Annotated in this window: 18 protein-coding genes and 2 tRNA genes; 8 read left to right on the top strand and 12 right to left on the bottom strand. The window is 68.3% G+C overall.

From position 1 onward, the window contains the following. The first annotated feature begins 3 nt into the window (after nucleotides 1-3). Nucleotides 4-1038, top strand: a complete 1035-nt coding sequence (locus ACFVBH_RS19985) for a TIGR03842 family LLM class F420-dependent oxidoreductase (protein ID WP_379003251.1) — start codon at nucleotides 4-6, stop codon at nucleotides 1036-1038. A 70-nt stretch (nucleotides 1039-1108) separates the two neighbouring features. Here the strand turns inward: ACFVBH_RS19985 and ACFVBH_RS19980 are convergent, their stop codons facing one another. From ACFVBH_RS19980 to ACFVBH_RS19955, 6 genes are all read right to left on the bottom strand, one after another. After that, nucleotides 1109-1546 (bottom strand): hypothetical protein, encoded by a 438-nt coding sequence (locus tag ACFVBH_RS19980; RefSeq protein WP_354990961.1) that lies wholly within the window; start codon nucleotides 1544-1546, stop codon nucleotides 1109-1111. 9 nt (nucleotides 1547-1555) lie between these two features. Continuing rightward, nucleotides 1556-1843: a hypothetical protein gene (locus tag ACFVBH_RS19975; RefSeq protein ID WP_379003248.1), complete on the bottom strand. Its 288-nt coding sequence runs from the start codon at nucleotides 1841-1843 to the stop codon at nucleotides 1556-1558. Nucleotides 1844-1924: 81 nt separating this feature from the next. Beyond that, on the bottom strand, nucleotides 1925-2380 hold the full coding sequence (locus ACFVBH_RS19970) for a hypothetical protein (protein ID WP_379003246.1): 456 nt from the start codon (nucleotides 2378-2380) through the stop codon (nucleotides 1925-1927). Between the two features lie 169 nt (nucleotides 2381-2549). Continuing rightward, the gene (locus ACFVBH_RS19965; RefSeq protein ID WP_379003244.1) at nucleotides 2550-3071 is read right to left on the bottom strand and encodes a hypothetical protein; all 522 of its coding nucleotides are present in this window, start codon (nucleotides 3069-3071) and stop codon (nucleotides 2550-2552) included. A gap of 102 nt (nucleotides 3072-3173) precedes the next feature. Next, nucleotides 3174-3725 carry a dihydrofolate reductase family protein gene (locus ACFVBH_RS19960; protein WP_379003242.1) on the bottom strand — a complete coding sequence of 184 codons (552 nt, stop codon included), beginning with the start codon at nucleotides 3723-3725 and terminating at the stop codon, nucleotides 3174-3176. Nucleotides 3726-3770: 45 nt separating this feature from the next. Further along, nucleotides 3771-4277 carry a hypothetical protein gene (locus ACFVBH_RS19955; RefSeq protein WP_379003240.1) on the bottom strand — a complete coding sequence of 169 codons (507 nt, stop codon included), beginning with the start codon at nucleotides 4275-4277 and terminating at the stop codon, nucleotides 3771-3773. Nucleotides 4278-4397: 120 nt separating this feature from the next. On the opposite strand from ACFVBH_RS19955, the gene ACFVBH_RS19950 reads away from it, so the two are divergent. After that, nucleotides 4398-5915: an ArnT family glycosyltransferase gene (locus ACFVBH_RS19950; protein WP_379003238.1), complete on the top strand. Its 1518-nt coding sequence runs from the start codon at nucleotides 4398-4400 to the stop codon at nucleotides 5913-5915. A 2-nt stretch (nucleotides 5916-5917) separates the two neighbouring features. Here ACFVBH_RS19950 and ACFVBH_RS19945 read toward each other — a convergent pair whose 3' ends face one another. Continuing rightward, on the bottom strand, nucleotides 5918-6652 hold the full coding sequence (locus ACFVBH_RS19945; protein WP_354990968.1) for a peptidylprolyl isomerase: 735 nt from the start codon (nucleotides 6650-6652) through the stop codon (nucleotides 5918-5920). A gap of 159 nt (nucleotides 6653-6811) precedes the next feature. Between ACFVBH_RS19945 and ACFVBH_RS19940 the strand changes: the two genes are divergently transcribed. Then, a complete protein-coding gene (locus tag ACFVBH_RS19940) occupies nucleotides 6812-7492 on the top strand; it encodes a TIGR00266 family protein (RefSeq protein ID WP_354990969.1) in 681 nt (226 codons plus the stop codon). A 1340-nt stretch (nucleotides 7493-8832) separates the two neighbouring features. Here the strand turns inward: ACFVBH_RS19940 and ACFVBH_RS19935 are convergent. Further along, a complete protein-coding gene (locus ACFVBH_RS19935; RefSeq protein WP_379003235.1) occupies nucleotides 8833-10314 on the bottom strand; it encodes a DUF222 domain-containing protein in 1482 nt (493 codons plus the stop codon). 262 nt (nucleotides 10315-10576) lie between these two features. On the opposite strand from ACFVBH_RS19935, the gene ACFVBH_RS19930 reads away from it, so the two are divergent. The 3 genes from ACFVBH_RS19930 to ACFVBH_RS19920 all read left to right on the top strand — a co-directional run bounded on the left by ACFVBH_RS19930 (nucleotide 10577) and on the right by ACFVBH_RS19920 (nucleotide 11125). Continuing rightward, nucleotides 10577-10648: transfer RNA gene (locus ACFVBH_RS19930), tRNA-Asn, on the top strand. Between the two features lie 29 nt (nucleotides 10649-10677). Continuing rightward, a tRNA-Asp gene (locus tag ACFVBH_RS19925) sits at nucleotides 10678-10751 on the top strand. Between the two features lie 8 nt (nucleotides 10752-10759). Further along, nucleotides 10760-11125 carry an HIT family protein gene (locus ACFVBH_RS19920; RefSeq protein WP_379003232.1) on the top strand — a complete coding sequence of 122 codons (366 nt, stop codon included), beginning with the start codon at nucleotides 10760-10762 and terminating at the stop codon, nucleotides 11123-11125. A 104-nt stretch (nucleotides 11126-11229) separates the two neighbouring features. Here ACFVBH_RS19920 and ACFVBH_RS19915 read toward each other — a convergent pair whose 3' ends face one another. From ACFVBH_RS19915 to ACFVBH_RS19905, 3 genes are all read right to left on the bottom strand, one after another. After that, entirely contained in the window at nucleotides 11230-11631 is a 402-nt protein-coding gene (locus ACFVBH_RS19915; RefSeq protein ID WP_379003230.1) for a PPOX class F420-dependent oxidoreductase, read from the bottom strand. A gap of 59 nt (nucleotides 11632-11690) precedes the next feature. Continuing rightward, a complete protein-coding gene (locus ACFVBH_RS19910; protein ID WP_379003228.1) occupies nucleotides 11691-13187 on the bottom strand; it encodes a carboxylesterase/lipase family protein in 1497 nt (498 codons plus the stop codon). Between the two features lie 79 nt (nucleotides 13188-13266). Beyond that, nucleotides 13267-14169 carry an SMP-30/gluconolactonase/LRE family protein gene (locus ACFVBH_RS19905; protein WP_379003226.1) on the bottom strand — a complete coding sequence of 301 codons (903 nt, stop codon included), beginning with the start codon at nucleotides 14167-14169 and terminating at the stop codon, nucleotides 13267-13269. A 264-nt stretch (nucleotides 14170-14433) separates the two neighbouring features. Here ACFVBH_RS19905 and ACFVBH_RS19900 point away from each other — a divergent pair, with 264 nt between their 5' ends. Both ACFVBH_RS19900 and ACFVBH_RS19895 read left to right on the top strand, forming a co-directional pair. Further along, nucleotides 14434-15060 (top strand): TetR/AcrR family transcriptional regulator, encoded by a 627-nt coding sequence (locus ACFVBH_RS19900; protein ID WP_379003224.1) that lies wholly within the window; start codon nucleotides 14434-14436, stop codon nucleotides 15058-15060. Between the two features lie 273 nt (nucleotides 15061-15333). Beyond that, on the top strand, nucleotides 15334-16866 hold the full coding sequence (locus tag ACFVBH_RS19895) for an alpha/beta hydrolase (RefSeq protein WP_379003222.1): 1533 nt from the start codon (nucleotides 15334-15336) through the stop codon (nucleotides 16864-16866). 186 nt (nucleotides 16867-17052) lie between these two features. On the opposite strand, the gene ACFVBH_RS19890 is transcribed toward ACFVBH_RS19895, so the two are convergent. Further along, nucleotides 17053-18513, bottom strand: a complete 1461-nt coding sequence (locus ACFVBH_RS19890; protein WP_379003219.1) for an FAD-dependent oxidoreductase — start codon at nucleotides 18511-18513, stop codon at nucleotides 17053-17055.

Raw genomic sequence — 18513 nt, 5'->3', positions numbered from 1 at the left:
GCCATGGATATCGGAGTGGTTTTGCAGTGCACGCCGCCCGCGTCCCGGGTGGTGGAATTGGCCCGGGTGGCCGAGACGCACGGGTTCTCGCACGTGTGGACCTTCGACTCGCATCTGCTGTGGCAGGAGCCGTACGTCATCTACAGCCAGATCCTGGCCGTCACGCGCAAGGTGGTGGTCGGGCCGATGGTCACCAATCCCGCCACCCGGGATTGGACGGTCACGGCCTCGACCTTCGCGACGCTCAACGAGATGTTCGGCAATCGCACCATTTGCGGTATCGGGCGCGGGGATTCGGCGGTGCGCACGCTCGGCGGGCGGCCGTCGAATCTGGCGACGCTGCGCGAATCCATCGGGGTGATCCGCGAGCTGGGCAACGGGCGGCCGGTCTCGCTCGGTGACACGACGGTGCGGTTGCCGTGGGCGGCGGATTCGCGGCTGCCGGTCTGGGTGGCCGGATACGGCCCGCGCGCACTGGATCTCACCGGTGAGGTGGCCGACGGCTTCATCCTCCAGCTGGCCGATCCGGACATCGCCGCCTGGACGATCGCCCGCGTGCGGGCGGCGGCCGAACGCGCGGGCCGCGATCCGTCGGAGGTGAAGATCTGCGTGGCCGCGCCCGCCTACATCACCGACGGCACCGAGGCGGCCCTGAAACACGCACGCGAACAATGCCGTTGGTTCGGCGGGATGGTCGGCAACCACGTCGCGGACATCGTCGCGCGCTACGGCGCGGACGCCGCGATCCCCGCCGCCCTGACCGACTACATCGCCGGCCGCCAGGGCTACGACTACAACCAGCACGGCCGGGCCGGGAACACCCACGCCGAGTTCGTCCCCGACGCGATAGTGGATCGCTTCTGCGTCCTGGGCACCCCGGACGACCACCTCGCCCGGCTGCACGAGTTGGAGTCACTGGGCGTCGACCAGTTCGCCGTCTATCTCCAGCACGACGCCAAGACCAGCACCCTCGACGCCTACGGCGAGTCGGTCCTACCCCGCCTCGCCCACCCGGTCACGGCCACGACCACCGAGTAGGGCGCGCCCCGGCGCGCTCTCGGATCGGCATCGAGCCGGGGCAGCTCACGGTTCCGCCGGTCGGGCAATCTCACGGCCGGTGGAAATGTGTCGTGAGCTGCGTGCACAGTGCCGCCACCGCCGATTCGCCGACCTCTCGTCCGTCGGTCCAGGAGGCGAACCAGTCCACCGAGTCCGGAGTGCCCGTGGGGCGGACGAATACGTGCTGGTGGAAGTGCGCGACGCTGCGGCCGGTGACAGCGGAGAACACGTACTCGGGCGACAGCTCGGTGCGCAGCGCGTGTGCGGCACGGCGCACGGCCCAGCCCGCCCGCTCGGCCTCGTCGTCGGTCAGGTCGGCCAAGGCCGGTGCGTGCCGGACGGTTTCGACGAACAGGTAGCCGGGCATCGGCACACCGTCGGACAGGGGTCGGTGCGTCACCACGATCAGGTCGTCGGCATAGATAACCGGCCCGACCAATTCGCCTCGGCCACGGTGCTTTTCACAGATCGGGCATTGGGTCCCCATGCCGTGACGCTACTCGGGAACGTTCGCGCCGGCATCTTCGCGTTCGTTCTCGCGCAGAAACCGCTCGAGCCTTCGCCGAGCGTGGACATCGGTCTTGCCCAGCGCGGCCAGCTCGTCGAGCCGTCCGGCTCGGGCGAGGAGATCCATGTGCCACAGATGCGCATTGTGTTTGCCGGCATCGGGACTCCAGCACCCCGCGGCGCTGCTGACCGCGGCGATGGCCGCGTCCCAGTCGAGCCGAAGCTCCGCCGCGCGCACGGCATCGTCGATCGCGTGCCAGTCGGGCGGCTCGTTCACGATCCCAGTGTGCCGATCCGAGTATCCGGCCGGACCGCCGCCCCCGGAAGCCGGGAGCGGCGGCGGATCGGTCGAGCGGGATCAGGCCGGGAAGCTGCCGAAGGAGCCGGTGCCGGTGGGGGCCGCGGCCACCTCGCAGGTCGTGGGGCCGTAGGTGAAGTTCCAGCCGGGGCCGGACTCGTGGGCGTAGAGCTTGTGGGTGCCCGCCTTCGTGGGCGTCCACTGCACGCTGACCGTGGTGCCCGCGCCGTCGGCGACCGTGATCGGCGAGCCGATCGACACCGCCGACCCGTCGGGGCCGACGCTGCTGAACGCGACGGTGGTGTTCGGGTTCAGGATCGCGGCGGTGACCGTGTAGGCCGAATTCACCTGCAGCGCGGTACCGGACACCGCGGGCTGGTCCGCCGGGAGCGAACCCGACGAATAGGTGCAGCCCGACGCCGGCTGATCGGCCCCCGCCGTCGCCATCGTCCCGCCCGCCGACACCGTAGCGACCAGCACCGAGGCCGCGATTCCACACTTGACGACCAGATTCATCGGCCGCCCTCCCCGTGAACTCACAGAGTCACCCTCTATCTACCCCGAGATCCGGGGCGTCGAAATATGAAGCATTGCAACGTGTTGCTACAACACAGAGCAACGTACCCCGGGGGTCCGACAGGTCGAGTGGGGGAGTCCCGCAAGCGTTTTCGGGTCGCGGGCGTGATCACCGACTGCCGTGCAGCCACTCCTGGAACCCGGCGGCCCGCTCGCGCAGCACGGCCTCGTACTCGGGGGAGTCGAAGGGGAGATTCCGATGGTTCCAGCGGTGAGCCGGGTAGCGGGACGACGCCCTGTGGATGGCGTGGAGCACGGCGGGGCGGTGGATCAGGGACACGCGCCAGCCGCCCAGATAGCGGGCGGTGATGTTGGACGTGACGATGCGGCCCTGGTGATTCGTGCCGGTGACGGTCACGACCTCGTGGCCTCTTCCGGCGAAGCCGCCGATGACGTGGAGCTTCGCGCCCGCGGGGAAGATTCGGTGGCTGCGGTAGTCCGCTTTCGGGCCGGGGTTGTAGGGGTAGGGGAGCAGGTTGGCCACCACGCACCACTCGGGGTGAACAGCGTTGGGGTGCGGCGGTTCCGCCGGCTGTGCCTCGGTGGGGTCTTCGGGCAGCGCGGTGCGCAGCTTCCACCAGCGAGCTGCCGCCGCGGCCGCCAGCGAGACGGCCGCGAGAAAGCGCTTCATGGGCCGTCAGCCTAGTCCCCGGTGCGCTGCGGGCGACGCCATTGTCCTTGCGGTGCAGAGCATTCGGCGGTCCGGCGGCCCATCGGCGTTCCGTGGCGTGTTTCAGGCGGTCACGTAGCGCAGTAGCTGCGCGGTGGCGAACTGTCGCCTTTCGACCAGGCGCAGGGGGATGCGTTTCTCGAGCTGCGGCAGGAAAGGCGTTCCGCCGCCGAGGATTACGGGGGAGACATACAGCTGGTACTCGTCGATCAGATCGTGCGGGATCAGGGCGGCGGCGAGATTCGCGCCGCCGACCTCCAGGATGCCGTCGCCCTCGGACTTGAGGCGGCGGACCGTCTCCACCGCATTCGAGGAGACCAGGGTGCTGTTCCAGCCGACCTCGGTCAGGGTGCGAGAGAAGACGTATTTGGGCTTGTTCACCCAGAGACCGGCGAAGTCACGTTCGATGGGCGGGGCATCGTCGGCGACGTGCGGCCAGTAGTCGGCCATCAGCTCGTACAGGCGGCGGCCGTGCAGGGAGATCTCGACATCGCGGAAGCGGTCATTGTGAAACCCGTGGAGTTCGTCGTCGGGGTCGGTCCAGTCGATGTTGCCGTCGCGGTCGTTGATGTAGCCGTCCGCGGACACGGTGAAGCCGTAGATCAAAGTCCTCATGCGGGTGTAGACCTCCTGAGTCCTCGGAATTCATCGGGCAAACCGTCAGTAGTCGCCCACCCAGCGGAGTTCCCAGCGCTGGGCGGGTCCGGGTGCTCGCAGGACGACATCCGGTGACCCTTCTTCGGATGTGCCGGCCGCCCGCAACTCGGCGCCGGGGTACGACAGGTAGTACGTGCCGTCCCCGGCCGGGGTGAGCGCCCAGCGGGTCGAGGTTTCACTCTCGGGTTCGGTGCGGACCGTCGCGCCGGGGTGAGCGGCGGCGGACAGGGCCGCGCGGCGGGTGTGGTTCACGATCGCGAAATGCTCACCGTCGGCCTCGCCCATCGGTTCGAGCCACCAGATCCACAGGCCGTCGCCGGGCGGCGGTGTGCTCGCGGCCAGGATGAGCGCGGGAGAACCCTCGAACATCCGGAGCCATCGACCGTCATCGGCGGCGACGATTCGGTACGCCCCGCTGGTCGGCGTCGCGTGCGCGGGGGCCGACGTGATGATCGCGGCGACCAGCATCGCCATCGCCGCCGTCAGCGCCGCGAACGCGCGAGATCCCATGTCAACCTCTTGTGCCGATGATGATCTTCGGATCCTAGACGGTATCGCCGGGTCCGGTGGCCGGTGCGGGACTGCGGCGGAGCCGGGCGGGGAGATCGGCCGCGGCCTACAGTGGCGCGAGTGACTGCGGTGGTTGGTGTGGAAGCGGAGCAGCGGAATTCGGAGACGCCACCGTTCGCGGTGGGTGCGGTGGGGGTGATCACCGGACTCGCGGCGATCGCGATGTTCGCCTCGATCGGCCGATACGGATTCTTCGGCGACGAATGGTATTTCGTGGCGGCGGGACGGCGGCTCGCGGCCGGGTACGCAGATCAGGGGCCACTGGTGCCGGTGATCGCGTGGGCGATGGACGGACTCGCACCGGGTTCGCTGGTGGCGCTTCGAGTTCCAGCGGTGCTGCTGACGCTCATCGCCATCGTGGTGAGTGCCCAGATCGCGCGGGAATTCGGGGGCGCGCGCGGGGCACAGGTGCTGACCGCGGCCGCCTACGCGACTTCGCCGTTCCTGCTCGTGCAGGGTACTCAGCTGGCGACGAACACGGTGGATACGGCGCTGTGGGTGGTGATCAGCTGGCTGGTCGTGCGGTGGGTGCGCACGCGACGGGACGGACTCTTGCTCGCGGCCGGCGCGGTGACCGCCCTGGATATGCAGGTGAAGTGGCTGATCCCATTCTTCTGGATCGCGATCGCCGTGGCCGTACTGGTCTATGGGCCACGGGAATTGCCGAAGCGGCCCGCACTGTGGGCGGGAGCGGCATTCGCGGTCGTGTGCACCGTGCCGACGCTGGTGTGGCAGGCGCGGCACGAATGGCCGCAGCTGGGGATGGGTGCGCAGGTATCCGCCGAGCAGGACACCGTCGGCGGGCGAATCACCTTCGTGCCCTTGGCATTGGCGGCGGCGGGAATTCTCGGGGTGGTGCTGCTCGGATTCGGACTGTGGGCGCTGTGGCGCTGGGAGCCGCTGCGCCCGTATCGGTTTCTCGCGTTGACGACCGTGGTGCTCGCGGTGGCATTCCTGGCGATGAACGGCCGGTCGTACTACGTCGTGGGCATCTATCCGGCTGTCATGGCAGCCGGAGCGGTGTGGTTCACGCGCGATGCCGCCACCTGGAGGAAGTGGGTGGGCGGAGTGCTCGTGGTGATCTCGCTCGTGCCGGTGCTGTTCTCGCTGCCCTGGCAGGCCGAATCCGATATCGAGCCGGCCGCCAGCGACGAGGCGGCGGGATTGGCCCTCGGACTCTATGGCAAATTCGGCTGGCCCGAACTGGCCCGGGCTACCGCGGACGCGTACACCGCGCTGCCCGAGCGAGAACGTTCATCGGCAGTGATCATCGCCGATTCCTATTGGCAGGCAAGCGCATTGGATGTGCAGCGGGCGGAGTACGGTCTCCCCGCGGTGTACAGCCCCAACCGTGGTTTCGGCTACTTCGGCACGCCGCCGGACACCGCCACCACCGTGCTCTGGGTGGGAGGTGACGGTAGTGAACCGCGCACTCGGTGCTCGAGCGTCACCGAGGTGGGCCGAGCCGACGCCCGGCTGGGTATTCCCGGGGTGACCAGCGACGTCACCCTGTGGCGATGCGACCACCCGCGCGCACCGTGGTCGCGCGAGTGGCCGAACATGCTGCGGCTGGGCTGATCTCAGCTCTGCGCGGCGGAGACCTCGGACAGGGTGGGATCGGCGGCGGGCTTGCCGTCGGCCGAACCATCCTGCGTGCCGGCCGCGACGATGCTCTGGAGCGCGTCCATGCCATCGGTGATGCGGCCGAACGGCGTGTAATTCGCGGGCAGGCGAGTATCGCGGTAGACCAGGAAGAACTGGCTGCCATTGGTGTTGGGACCCGCATTCGCCATGGCGATGGTGCCCGCGGGGTAGGAAGCGCCCGCCAGATTCTCGTCCACGAACTTGTAGCCCGGACCGCCGGTGCCGGTGCCGGTCGGATCACCGCACTGGAGCACGAAAATGCCCTCGGTGGTCAGGCGGTGGCAGCGCGTGTGATCGAAATAGCCCTGATCGGACAGGAATACGAAAGAGTTCACCGTGTGCGGAGCACGAGCAGCATCCAGTTCAGCGGTGATGGTGCCGCAGTTGGTCTCCAGGGTCGCGGTGTAGGTCGCGTTCTGATCGATCGTCATCGCGGGCTCCGTCGCCCACTTGGCACCGCTGGGCGTGCCGGAATCGGGCGCAGCGCAACCGGGCGAGCGCTGCGGAGCCGGATCGGGCAGCGCCTCGGCGCGGCCGGTCACCAGAACGGTGAGTGCGACCACCGCCGCGATCAAACCGACGCGCCGAAGCGCCTTGCGGTCGAAGCGAATTCGGCGTGCGGGCCGAAGTTGATCGTCATCGAGCGGCAGCGCGTGCGTCTCGGTGGTCACCGGGTAATTCTCCTTCATCGTCTGGGGTATGACTCGGACCGTGCCGACGGGCATCATTGCATCTGCGCCGCCCGCGCGGACCGGGATGGCCCTAATGCGGCCGGAGACGCGCCGGGATCGCGCGCGCAAGGGGGGTTTTCGCTGCTAACGTCGCAAAATATGAAGGTTCAACTGCGGCACAATCCGTCGTCGACCATTGCCCGCTGCTTCCTGGACCCGGGCGAGCCCATGCGGGTCGAGAGCGGGGCCATGGTCGCGCATTCGGCAGGAGTCGCACTGCACGCCAAGGCCGAGGGCGGCGTGCTGGCCGGTCTCAAGCGCTCGATGCTCGCGGGCGAGTCGTTCTTCGTCTCCACATTCACCGCACCCCAGCAGGGCGGCTGGGTGGATGTAGCGCCCGCACTGCCGGGCGACATGCTCTCGCTCAGCATCAGCCCGGACCGGCCGTTCTACATCAGTCGCGGTGGCTGGATCGCCAATTCGCACGCGGTGACGGTCGAGGCGAAATGGGGTGGCTTCGCGAATCTCTTCGGTGGAGAGGGCGGATTCGGACTGCGTGCGCACGGGAACGGAGAGGTGGTGCTGGGCGTATTCGGAGCGATCGACGTCATCGATCTCGCACCCGGTGAGCCGGTCACCATCGACACCGGGCATGTCGTTGCCTACGACCTGGCCATGAACTTCACCATCCGGCGAGCAGTATCGGGTCGTTCGCTGCAATCGCTCAAGTCCGGCGAGGGCTTCGTCTTCGACTTCGTCGGACCCGGCCGCGTACTGCTGCAAACCCGCAATCCGGGCGCCTTCGCGGCCTGGGCAGGATCCTCCGCATCCTCCGGCTAGTCCATGTGATCCAGATCACTGTCCCACTGAGTGGGCATAACCCCAGTTGGAACCGGTTCCAGTATGAAATCTTGATCCGACGGGGAAACTTTTCACCTGAAAAGCCACCCATGGACAAGTGAAGCGTGCATGCTTCGCATGTTCGACATGTCGTTTCACAGATGAGGAGTACACCGTGTCCGGATCCGCAGCGGATTTCCTGGCCGAGGTTCTGATCAAGACCATCCAGGGTCTGTTCACCGGCACCGCCGGCCAGTAACCGTCGCTCCGACGGCAACGCCCGAGGAACTTCGGTAGCCCATCGAGTCGCGCGGGACTCGATGGGCTGCTTGCGTTTTGGGCGGTAGTGCTCCGGGCGTCGCGCTGGAGGCGTCAGGTAGCTTCGCTGGTTGGGATTGACGGTTCGCAGAAGCGGGGTCGTGACACGCGTGCTTGGTGCAAGTGGGCCCGGACTTCGTGATTGGCGCGACACGATCGGGGTAGCTGCAAGTAAGCTGAAGTTCGAGAGTCTGACTGGCACCAGCCCACAGAAAGGGCGTGACGCAGTGAACGCGATTACGATCCCGGCTCGAGAGCTTCCGCGGTACATCGGTTCTGAAATTGTCGGTCATGGCACGCTTCTGATGGCTATGGCGCTTTCTGAAGACGAGATCATGTACTGCCGGTTCGGGGGATATGGGGGTGGGGCGGCGGCTTTTCCCTTGTTGCAGACTGTGCGGGTTGTCTCTAGGTGAGTGGGGGCTTCGGGTCTGTTGAACGGAGGCCGTTGGGTATGCGTGGCTGACTTTTCGGGGGATCGGAGCGTTGGGCGGGTGCGTGCGTTTCGGGACGACTGGATAACGAAATACCAGCGTTGTGCGGTGGGGGACTCGGCTGCGGTTGGGTGGCCTACCGGAGAAAGAGCAGCCTGGATAACGGAGTAGCAGCGTGGCCCGGTTCGGAGCCTCGACGGCGGTACCGGCCCTCCCGGGCCGATAAACGGGATCCACCACTAGCGGGGGTAAGAGCAAGCCTCGAATCGACTACCGCTCACCACAATCACCCGCTAACGCAGTACCAGCATTCAGGGATGACGGATCTTTGTCTGTAGGTCTCGAGAAGGTTCCCACGGCCATCCAGCCACGCTGGGAGGGCGAACAGGCTCCCAACTGGGGAGCCGAAGTCGGGTACGGCAGGCGAAGTAACCAGCACTGCCTCATTGCTCTTGCTTGTCCTCCCGAACCCCGCTGGAAGGCGCACGGCGCGTGCGGGTCTCGGCTACGTCGGCCACTGGAGTGAACACCAATGCCGCTCTTGGGGGTTGGGCTTGGGGGTTTGGGTTTCGGCTGGAGGGCAGCGCTCTAGCAGAGTCGCCGCGCCGGAATACCCGGAATCCCCGAAGGACTCGGCACACGCGGGTGATGACTGAAATTCACCCGAGGTCTACGAGCCGGATCAATATGCGGTGGCGGAATCCACCCGGTTTTGCCCGGATGCTCCGAATCCTCGGGCATCACTATCGTTTTCCAACCGTTCGGACCAGTGTTGACCTGGGCGTGGCAGGCATCGCACGCAAACGTCAGATTCTCTATGTCCGTTTCGCCGCCATCAGCCCACTCCTTGATGTGATGCACGGCCGAGCGGGTGGCGGGGGCGTCGCATCCCGGGCGGGTGCAGCCCCGCTCGACGGCGGTGAGCGCCAGGCGCTGCTCTACCGTTGCCAGGCGTTGCCCGCGTGAGAGGTGCAGGGGGCGGCCGTTGGCATCCACGATCACCAGGTACGGGGTGGACCGCGCGGCCAGCTTGACCGCTTCGGTGATCGAGAGCGTGCCCCCGGTGTTCGTGGTAGCGAGCCCCGTGCGCTGCTCCAGGTCCGTCAGGCGCATGGTGACCACGGTCGATACCGGCAGCCCACGGTGATACCCAAGCTTGGTGGGACCCATATCGGGGTGCAGGAACCGCAGCAACGCATCGTGATTGCGTTGCGCTTCGCTGCGGTGATCACGCTTGGCGGCAGCTCGCAGCACCGCACGCGCGGCGACGGTGGCAGCATCCAAGTCGCTGTCGTCGGCGTCGATTTCGGTGTCGATCCCGAGTTCCGCGGTGGCGTGCGGGCTGTCCGGGTCATCGGGGTTGCACATGCCGGGTCGCGCGAACTTGGCGAACATGGGCAGGAACACCGCACCCAACTCCGGGGTCAGCAACCCCGAGATCGGGAACATCCCATCCGCACGCTGACGCCCGATGCAGATGCCGCGCATCCGCTGCCGGTCCTTGTCCGCGGTCAACACCCCGTCCGGGTCGGCGTAGGCCAGGACTCGGATACCGGCTTGGGTCACCCCTTTCGGGTCACCGACGCACGCGAAGTCGGTCAACGTCTTCTCGGCGAGTTCCTTCAGCTTCGGATCCACGCTGGCGGGGATCCGGTCCAGGACCTTCACGATCGCTTGCACGTGCTCGGCGGAGATCTCCCCGGCACGTTGGGCGGCGGCGATGTGCGGGAACACCGGTGGCCGCTGGAAACTGCCCTCGGACACGGTCGAGAGCCGGTCCGCGTTCCGCATTCGAGCGGCAGCATCGAAATGCGAGATCCGCAAGGTCTGTTGCAGGAACACGATCGGGCTCTTGATCCCGGCCCGCGCGGGCAGTCCTCGTGCCGCGCATTCGAGAGCGAAGCGCTGTTTCACCGCTTCGAGCTTGCGGTAATCCGCCTCCAGCTTCTGCATCATCGCGATGACCTCGTCATCGGACGACGAATACAGGGGTGATTCGAGAAGTCCTTCGACCACGACACCGTGTACGTCTACACGGTGCGCGATGCTGGATTCCCCTCCCGAATTCATGCCCCTATTCTACTCCTCGATAGCCACCTGCAATAGCCCAATCCCATTGTGATACAACAATATTCAGACCCGATTGCAGTTCAAACCGTCCGAATTCTGCCATTCTCGTGATGGGGTCGAACCAGATCAGCGTGCCGCGCCGGTGACCCAGACCTGAACATCGCCTCGACCTGTGCCGCAGGGGCCGAGAAAATCAGTTGTGGTCGCCGGCGACGGCTGCGAATCTTGTTGTACCGCAACGCCGGGAGGCGGCGGTGGAGATTGGCCCGTAGCTCAGTGGCAGAGCACCCGCCTGTTAAGCGGGGGTGCGTAGGTTCGAATCCTGCCGGGCCAGCGGGGTGCTCGCCGGTGGCGAGGGCCTGGCGATCCGTAGCTCAAATGGCCAGAGCACCGCCCTGTCACGGCGGAGGATGCGGGTTCGAATCCCGTCGGGTTGACTGGTGAAATGGTGGGTGGGCTGGAATCGTACCGGGGTGACGGTCGTTCGCGGGAGTGCGTCTTCTGCGGGCGGATCGTGAGGGGCGAATTCGACCGCGAATACGCCTTCGGAGTAGTGCGGTTCGCACCGGTGAATCCCGTTGTGGCGGGGCATATGTTGTTCGTGCCGAGAGCGCATGCCGAGCACCCTGACGCGGACGCCGTGGGACGATCCATGGCGGCCGCGGAGAGCTACGGCGGGGAGCGGCAGGCCGACTTCAACCTCATCACCTCATCGGGGGTGGACGCGACGCAGACCGTTCCGCACATCCATGTGCACTATGTCCCTCGACGGTCGGGGGACGGGCTGGCCCTGCCCTGGACCGGGCAGTGAGGGGCGGAAGCGGAGCCCTACTTCCCGGCGGAACGGGGATCTGGGCCCCTCGGTGGGCGGGGGATCCCACGTCCTAGCCCAGGCAGAAGTCAGCGAGCCGGAGCCTACTTCTCGGCCGGGACGGGGAGCGCTTGGACCTCGATCGCCGCGTGGACCTTGTCGATGCCGCCGCGAAGGATCGCCTGGGGCACGAAGTAGAAGGCGTGATTCCAGTAGCGCCGGACGATCTTGTCGAAGACCCTGCGGGTTTCGGTTGCGGGGAGCATCCGGGCCACGGCCTCGACGGGCTCGCCTTTCACCTTGCCCAGGACACCGCATTTCTGGATCGTGACGCGGGGAGTGTTCCTGATGCGCTTCGTTTTCCACGAGCCGTCGTCGGTGATGATCAAAAGCTTGCCGTCTTCGGGGACGCCCCAGACCGCGGTGGGTTTGGGGGTGCCGTCCTTGGTGTAGGTGGTCAGGAGCAGGTAGCGCTCGCGGTAGACGTCATCGAAGGTCGGGGCCATGGGGACCATCATCGCGCGGAACGGCGCTCGCCGCCGGGCAGGCGAGCGCCGGGGCGGGGTCACGGTTTCGGGCGGGCCTGTCGCAGGGCGTGGAGATCGTCGGCGCGGGGGAGCGGGACGTCGGCGGACTCGGGGGCGTCGAAGACCCGGATGATTCGGGAATCGGTGTCGTAGGGCGTCCAGCCGGGACTGCCGTTCGTGGCGAAGGACACCCAGGCGCCGTGCATGTCGTCGGCGATCGCCCGGGGCGGGTTGGGGCCGGTCAGGGTGGGCAGCGCGTCGGGGCGGCCGAAGACGAAGGGGATTTCCAGGACGTGGCAGGCGCCGAGGTCGGCCACCGGTGAGCGCCAGGCGAATTCGTAGACGTACGTGGGGTTCGACGCACGGGACGTGGAATCCGCTATGCGCAGCGCGTCGTCGCGGAAGGCGAGATCGGTGATGATCGCGCAGAAGACGTCGGCGGGGCTCGCGCCGGGGCGGTTCGCGGCATAGGTCGCCACGACGGTGGGGTCCAGGCCGTAGCGGGCCACCGCGAACGGCAGGACCTGTTCGGTGATTCCGGCGGCCGCACCGGTGAGGAAGGTGAAGAAGCGGTATTCCTCGGCCGTCCAGCCGATGAGCAGCGGTACGGTCCGATCCGGTTCGGCGGCAAGGACATCGGTGGGGCGGGCGAGCACGAACTCCCCGTCGATCACCGGGAACAGGCTCATCACCCCGAAACCGTTGGCGATGACCGTCGCACCCCAGCGTGCCGGATCCGGGTCCAGCATCACGTCGCGGGCGAGCTCGTCCTGCGCGGCGCGGAGCCGGGCCGGATCGAGGTCGCCGAACGCCGCGGCGGTGGGTTCGATCCCGAGCAAGCCGGCCAGATGGCGGGTGACCTCGGCCGCGTCCTGCGCGGTCGCCACCGTGGAACCGTTGGCGCTCTGGGCGATCGCGCGCTGGAACAGCCCCCGCGCGGGCGGGGACGCGATCAGGTCGAGGACGCTCATACCGCCCGCCGACTCACCGAAAATGGTGACATTGCCCGGATCGCCGCCGAACGCCGCGATATTTCGCCGCACCCACTCCAGTGCGAAGACCTGATCGCGCAGTCCGCGATTGTGCGGTGCGCCCTCGACGACCGCGAAACCGGAGATGCCCAGGCGGTAGTTGATCGACACCAGCACCACGCCGTCGCGCGCGAATGTCGTTCCGTCGTACATGGTTCGGGCGTTCGAACCGCGGGTGAACGCGCCGCCGTGTATCCACACCATCACCGGCAGGCCGCTGCCGCCCACCTCGGGGGTCCAGACATTGAGGTTCAGGTAGTCGTCGCCGGGGATGCCGTCGCTGCCGATAAGGGCGTCGATCGGCGGTGGATACGGCGATTGCGCACACGTCGCGCCGAACTCGAGCGCGTCGCGAATGCCCGGCCACTCCGCCACCGGGGCAGGCGCTTGGAACCGCGCGGGGCCGACCGGCGCGGCCGCGTACGGTATGCCGAGGAAGCGGCTGATGCCGTTCTCGGTCCGGCCGCGGATTTTGCCGCCGGTGACGTGGACGATTGCTTCCATCGCGGGGACTCCTCGGGGTGCGGTGCGGGACTGTGTACCTGGTGGGGGATCGGTATGGAGCGCCGGCCCGGATCGACCGTCAGGAAAGGGCCGGCGTTTCGGCGGCCGCTATCGGGACGCGCAGCGCGACCACGGCTGCTTCGCGGGCGTTCGAGCGGGCATGTTCGTCGAAATCCGGTGCCGTGCAGGCGAACAGGGTGCGGCCTTCGGCCCCGCCGAGCGCGCAGGCGAAGACGCCGGTGGGGAGCACGATCTCGTCGGTGATGGTCCCGCCCGCCAGCACACGGAGCAGGCGCGCGTGCACGGCGTCGGCCACCCACAGGCCGCCGTCCGCGTCGAGGGCCGAACCGTCACCGCCCACGACGACCTGCGCGAGCACCGTGCCGAGATCGGCCTCGCCGGGGAGATCGCCGAACCGCGCCCAGACGCGCCGGTTCCCCAGTGCGCCGCCGGGTCCGATGTCGAACGCGGTGATCCGGTTGCCGAGGGTTTCGTTGACCAGCAGCACGTCGTCGCCGGTGATGACGCAGCCGTTGGGAAACCACAGGTCTTCGGCGACTTCGGTGACCGTTCCGTCCGGATCTGCCCGCAGCAGACTCGCGGGGCGCGGGGATTCCGCCGCGCCCAGGTCGAATCCGAAGCTGCCGATGTAGGCGCGTCCGTGCCGGTCGACGGCCATGTCGTTGAGGTGACCGATCGCGTGTCCGGACAGATCCGCGTGGGTGACCAGGGCCCCATCGGGTTCGCGGCGCAGCAGTAGGCGATCACGCATGGAGACGATCAGGAGGCGGCCGTCGGGGAGCCATCCCAGGCCGGACGGCCGGCCCGGGACCCGTGCCTCGACGCGCGGATCGCCGCCGTCGGCGGTGACGGACACAACCTGATGGGTGTACATGTCCGACAGCCACAATCGGCCCTCGTGCCACCGGGGGCCCTCCAGGAACGCGTAACCGGTCAGGAGGGTGGTGATCGCACTGCTCATGGAACGACTTCTCTCGGAATTCGGTGCTATCCGGTGGCGGCCTCGGGGGCGAAGCCGTGATCGGGGTGCACCTGGTCCACGCCGCCGTACGGGCAGGGTGGTCGGGATCTGGTGGATCTGAACGATCGTTCAGGTGGATTAGGGCCAGCATGGGTGAGATGGCGATCACATGTCAAGGAAAAAATATTTGTGGCCGAAGGCCATTGAAACCGCGACCGGGAGCCGCTATCGTTCGGCCTGAACACTCGTTCACACAGGATGGACATGACTGCCAAATCGATCGGCGCGCCGGACCTGCTACCGGCCGGCGCGGACCTGTCCGGCACCCGGCGGCGGCTGTTCGAAACCGCCCTGCTGCAGTTCGGCGAACAGGGCTATCACGCGGTCTCCGTGCGGGATCTGGCCACCGCGCTGGGATTGCAGCCCGGGGCCATCTACACCCACGTCACCTCCAAACAGCAACTGCTCTACGAGCTCGTGGAGATGGGGCACCGGTACCAGCGCGATCTGCTCGAGGACGTCCTGCTCGGTACCGGGCCGGACCCGGTCGAGCAGGTGCGGGCGCTGGCCCGCGCGCATGTGCTGCTGCACCTGCGCTACCGCGAACTCGCCGGTGTCACGCATCGCGAATTCCGTTCGCTCACAGTCGAACAGCAGCAACAGCTCTACGCGATCCGCGGTGAGACCGAGCGGATGTTCCTCAACGTCATCGAGCGCGGCGTGCGCCTCGGCGCGTTCACCGTGTCCGATCCGTGGCTCGGCGTCGCGGCCATCGGCGCGATGGGGATTCGTGCGGCCGAATGGTGGACGCCTCAGGCGCCGTTCGACGCGGACAAGGTCGCGGACACCTTCGCGGGCTTCGCGATCGCGCTGCTGACCCGGCAGAGCTGACCACACCGCTCGTCGGGCAGCCGGTGGGTGCTTGTCGCATCGCCGTGCGCGGCTGCGCAACCGACGATCACCTCGGGCCCGCGGGATTCGGCTGCCGCCGAACGGGTATCGCCGTGCTCGTGCGGCCGGGCCGGAACGCGGACGGCTCGACACGCCGACGGTGGCACATCGGCCCGACCGGGCCCGCCCGCCTGGGAGTGTCGTACCCGTCGGCGCGCAGGGTACCGCCGCGCGTGATCAGTGCGTTCACCACACGAGGGGAGTTCCACCGGCATGAAGTCCGCCACCGCCGCGGCGACAGCGTTCCTGCTCGCGCTCACCCTGACCGGCTGCTCGCAGTCGTCACAGCCCGATGACGCGGAGCGATTGCAACGGTTCTACGACCAGCAACTGGCCTTCGGGGCCTGCGACGGGTACGCCACCACCGCGGGCGACGAGACCGCCATCGCAGCTAGGCCGGAATTCCGTTGTGCGCGTCTGGAAGTCCCGCTCGACTACGGGGATCCGGGTGGGCGCACCATGAAGATCGCCGTCCTGAAAGCGCCCGCCCGCGGGGAGCGGATCGGCTCGTTGCTGCTGAACCCCGGTGGGCCGGGCGGGCCGGGTATGGCCATGGCCGCCGTGGGCGCCAAGACCTGGGCGGCGAGCCCGGTGACCGAGCGGTTCGACCTGATCGGCTTCGACCCGCGCGGGGTGGGGGCGTCCACGCCCGCCATCGACTGCTTCAGCGACGCCGAAACCGATGCGGGCGAGGCGGTGTTCCCGATGGCCTCGAGCGTCGGCCGCTGGACCGCCGACGACACCCGGGCGCTGGTCGAACGCTGCGCCGAACGCTCCGGCGGCACGGACGTGCTCGAGCACGTCGGCACGCGGGATGCGGTGCGCGACATGGACATCCTGCGCGCGGCGCTGGGGGACGAGAAGCTCAGCTACCTGGGTCAGAGCTACGGCACCCGGCTCGGGCCGGTCTACGCCGAGACCTTCCCCGAGCGCGTGCGCGCCATGGTCCTGGACAGCGCCATCGACCCACACACCGGAACCGTCGACCGCCGCATCACCCAATTCGCGGGATTCCAGCGCGCTTTCGACAAGATGGCCGCCGACTGCGCCACCCGGCCGGACTGCCCCCTGGGCGCCGATCCCGCGCGGGCCACCGCGAGCTTCCAGCAGCTCACTCGTTCGCTCGCGGACACACCGATCGAGGTGCAGGGCCACCGGCTGAGTTTCGCCGACGTGTGGGGCGCGGTCACCGCCGGGCTCTACGACTCCGCGGCCTGGCCGGTGATCACCAAGGGCCTCACCGAGTTGCGCGCGGGCAAGGGCGACACGCTCGTCGCACTCGGCAACGCCTTCGGCGGCCGCGGACCCGACGGCCGCTGGCCCAACTTCGCCGAAGCCGCGTACGCGATCAACTGCATGGACGAGGAACGCCGCACCCCGGACGAGGAAACCGAGCTGCGCCGCCGCCTGTACGAGGCGGCCCCGTACATGGACCCGGGCACGGGGGTCGAGGGCGCTCGCGACGCCTGCGAGTTCTGGCCCGCACCACCCACTCTCGGCTACCCGTACGCCGAGGGCATCAGGGGCCTCCCGCAAACCCTCACCATCGGCATAACCGGCGATCCCGCCACCCCGTACCCCGGCAGCCGGTCCCTGGCCGAAACCCTCGGCGGCACACTGCTCACCGTTGCCGGCGAGCAGCACACCGTCGCCCTGTCCGCGGTCAGTCCGTGCGTCAACGCCATCGTCGCGGACTACCTGGTCGACCTGAAAACTCCGCCCGCGGAGGCTCGCTGCACGCTGTGATTCGACGGGGTGCGCTGCGGTCCGGCAACCTGGCGCCGATGCCGGACCTCGATCTCCGGCATTCCAGGTGCGTCGCCGCGCGGTTCAGCGGAACGAAAGCGGTCGTCGAACAACCACTTTCGCGGGCCGGATGGGCCCGGCCGACTGTCGTCGTCATGTCCGGCCCCCCGGTCGCCCGGGCGGCGGTCAGCGCTGAGCGGGTTCGGGGAGCGTGCCCGCGCGATGGTCGGCGAGCAGGCTCGCGACGGTTTCCTCCGCACACGTGCGATTGGTGCCGATCACGCCGGTCGGGCCGCGTTTGATCCAGCCCGCGGCATAGACGCCGGCGACGGGCGTGCCCGCGGAGTCCACGACACGGCCGCCGGAGTGCGGGATGGTGTGGGTGCGCGGGTCGAAGGCGACGCCGGCGATGGCACGTCCGCGGAATCCGATCGCCGCGACCACGATCGACGTGCCGATCATCGCGTCGGTGTTCGGCGGGCCGTCGTGGGCGGTGCGTTCGGTGCGGACTCCGGACACCGCGCCGGATCCGAGCACGGTGGTGGGCGCGGTATGGAAACGCAGGACGATCCGCCGGTTGCCGGGGACGGGCGGCCGGGTCGCCGCCTCGGCCAGCAGTTCCACGCGGGTGCGGGCCACCCGGTCGGGGATGTGCCGCGCGGGTAGGTCGGCGGGGTCGACGATCACGTCGATATCGGGGCGTTCCAGCAGGCCCACCAGTTCGGGGACGGTGAAACGGGCGTGCTCGGGACCGCGGCGGCCGAGGACCACGACCTCCTCGACGGCGCTGCGCCGCAGCGTGTTCAGGGCGTGTCCCGCGATCGTGGTGGCGGCCAGGCGGTCCGGCTCGGTGGCCAGTACGCGCGAGATATCCAGGGCCACATTGCCGTTGCCCACCACCACGGCTCGGCGTGCGGACAGATTCGGGGCGAGCGAGCGATGGGCGGGGTGATCGTTGTACCAGCCGGCGAAGGCATCGGCGTAGCAGACACCGGGCAGGGCCGCCCCCGGGATCGTCAGCCGGTTGTGGTCCGCGGCGCCGGTTGCGTAGATGACCGCGTCGTGGCGGGCAAGCAGGTCGGCGTGACCGGTCTCCGCGCCGATCTCGACACCGAGGCGCAGCCGGAAGCGGGCGCGCTTGCCGGGGCCGAAGTCGAACCGATCGACCACGCGCTTCGTCGCGGGGTGATCCGGTGCGACCCCGTGCCGAACGAGACCGTAGGGGACGGACAGCTTTTCGTACATCTCGACCCGGATTCCGGGATGTCGCAGCAGCGCCGCGGCGCTGTAGAACCCGGCCGCCCCCGAACCGACCACGGCGACGTTCAACGGTGTCGCCGTGGTGACCAGACCGGTCGGGGGTCGCATACGGATGAAACTCGGCGGCGCGGAGTTGTCGCGGTAGTAGCCGGCATTGACCGAGGCGAACGGCCGGGTTTCGGCGGTGAGGGCGGTCTCGGGCCGGATCGCGTCCACGGGACACGCGTCCGCGCACGCCCCGCAGTCGATACAGGTCGCCGGATCGATATGCAGGAGTTCGGCCGTGGCGAAGCCGGGCTCCTCCGGTGTCGGGTGAATGCAGCCCACCGGGCACGCCGCCACGCAGGAGGCGTCGTTGCAACAGTTCTGGGTGATGACGTAGGCCAT

It is taken from the genome of Nocardia sp. NPDC057668 (assembly GCF_042799795.1).
Classification (GTDB): domain Bacteria; phylum Actinomycetota; class Actinomycetes; order Mycobacteriales; family Mycobacteriaceae; genus Nocardia.
Note: the sequence above shows the minus strand (reverse complement) of the source record. Positions and strands in the feature narration are given on the sequence as shown.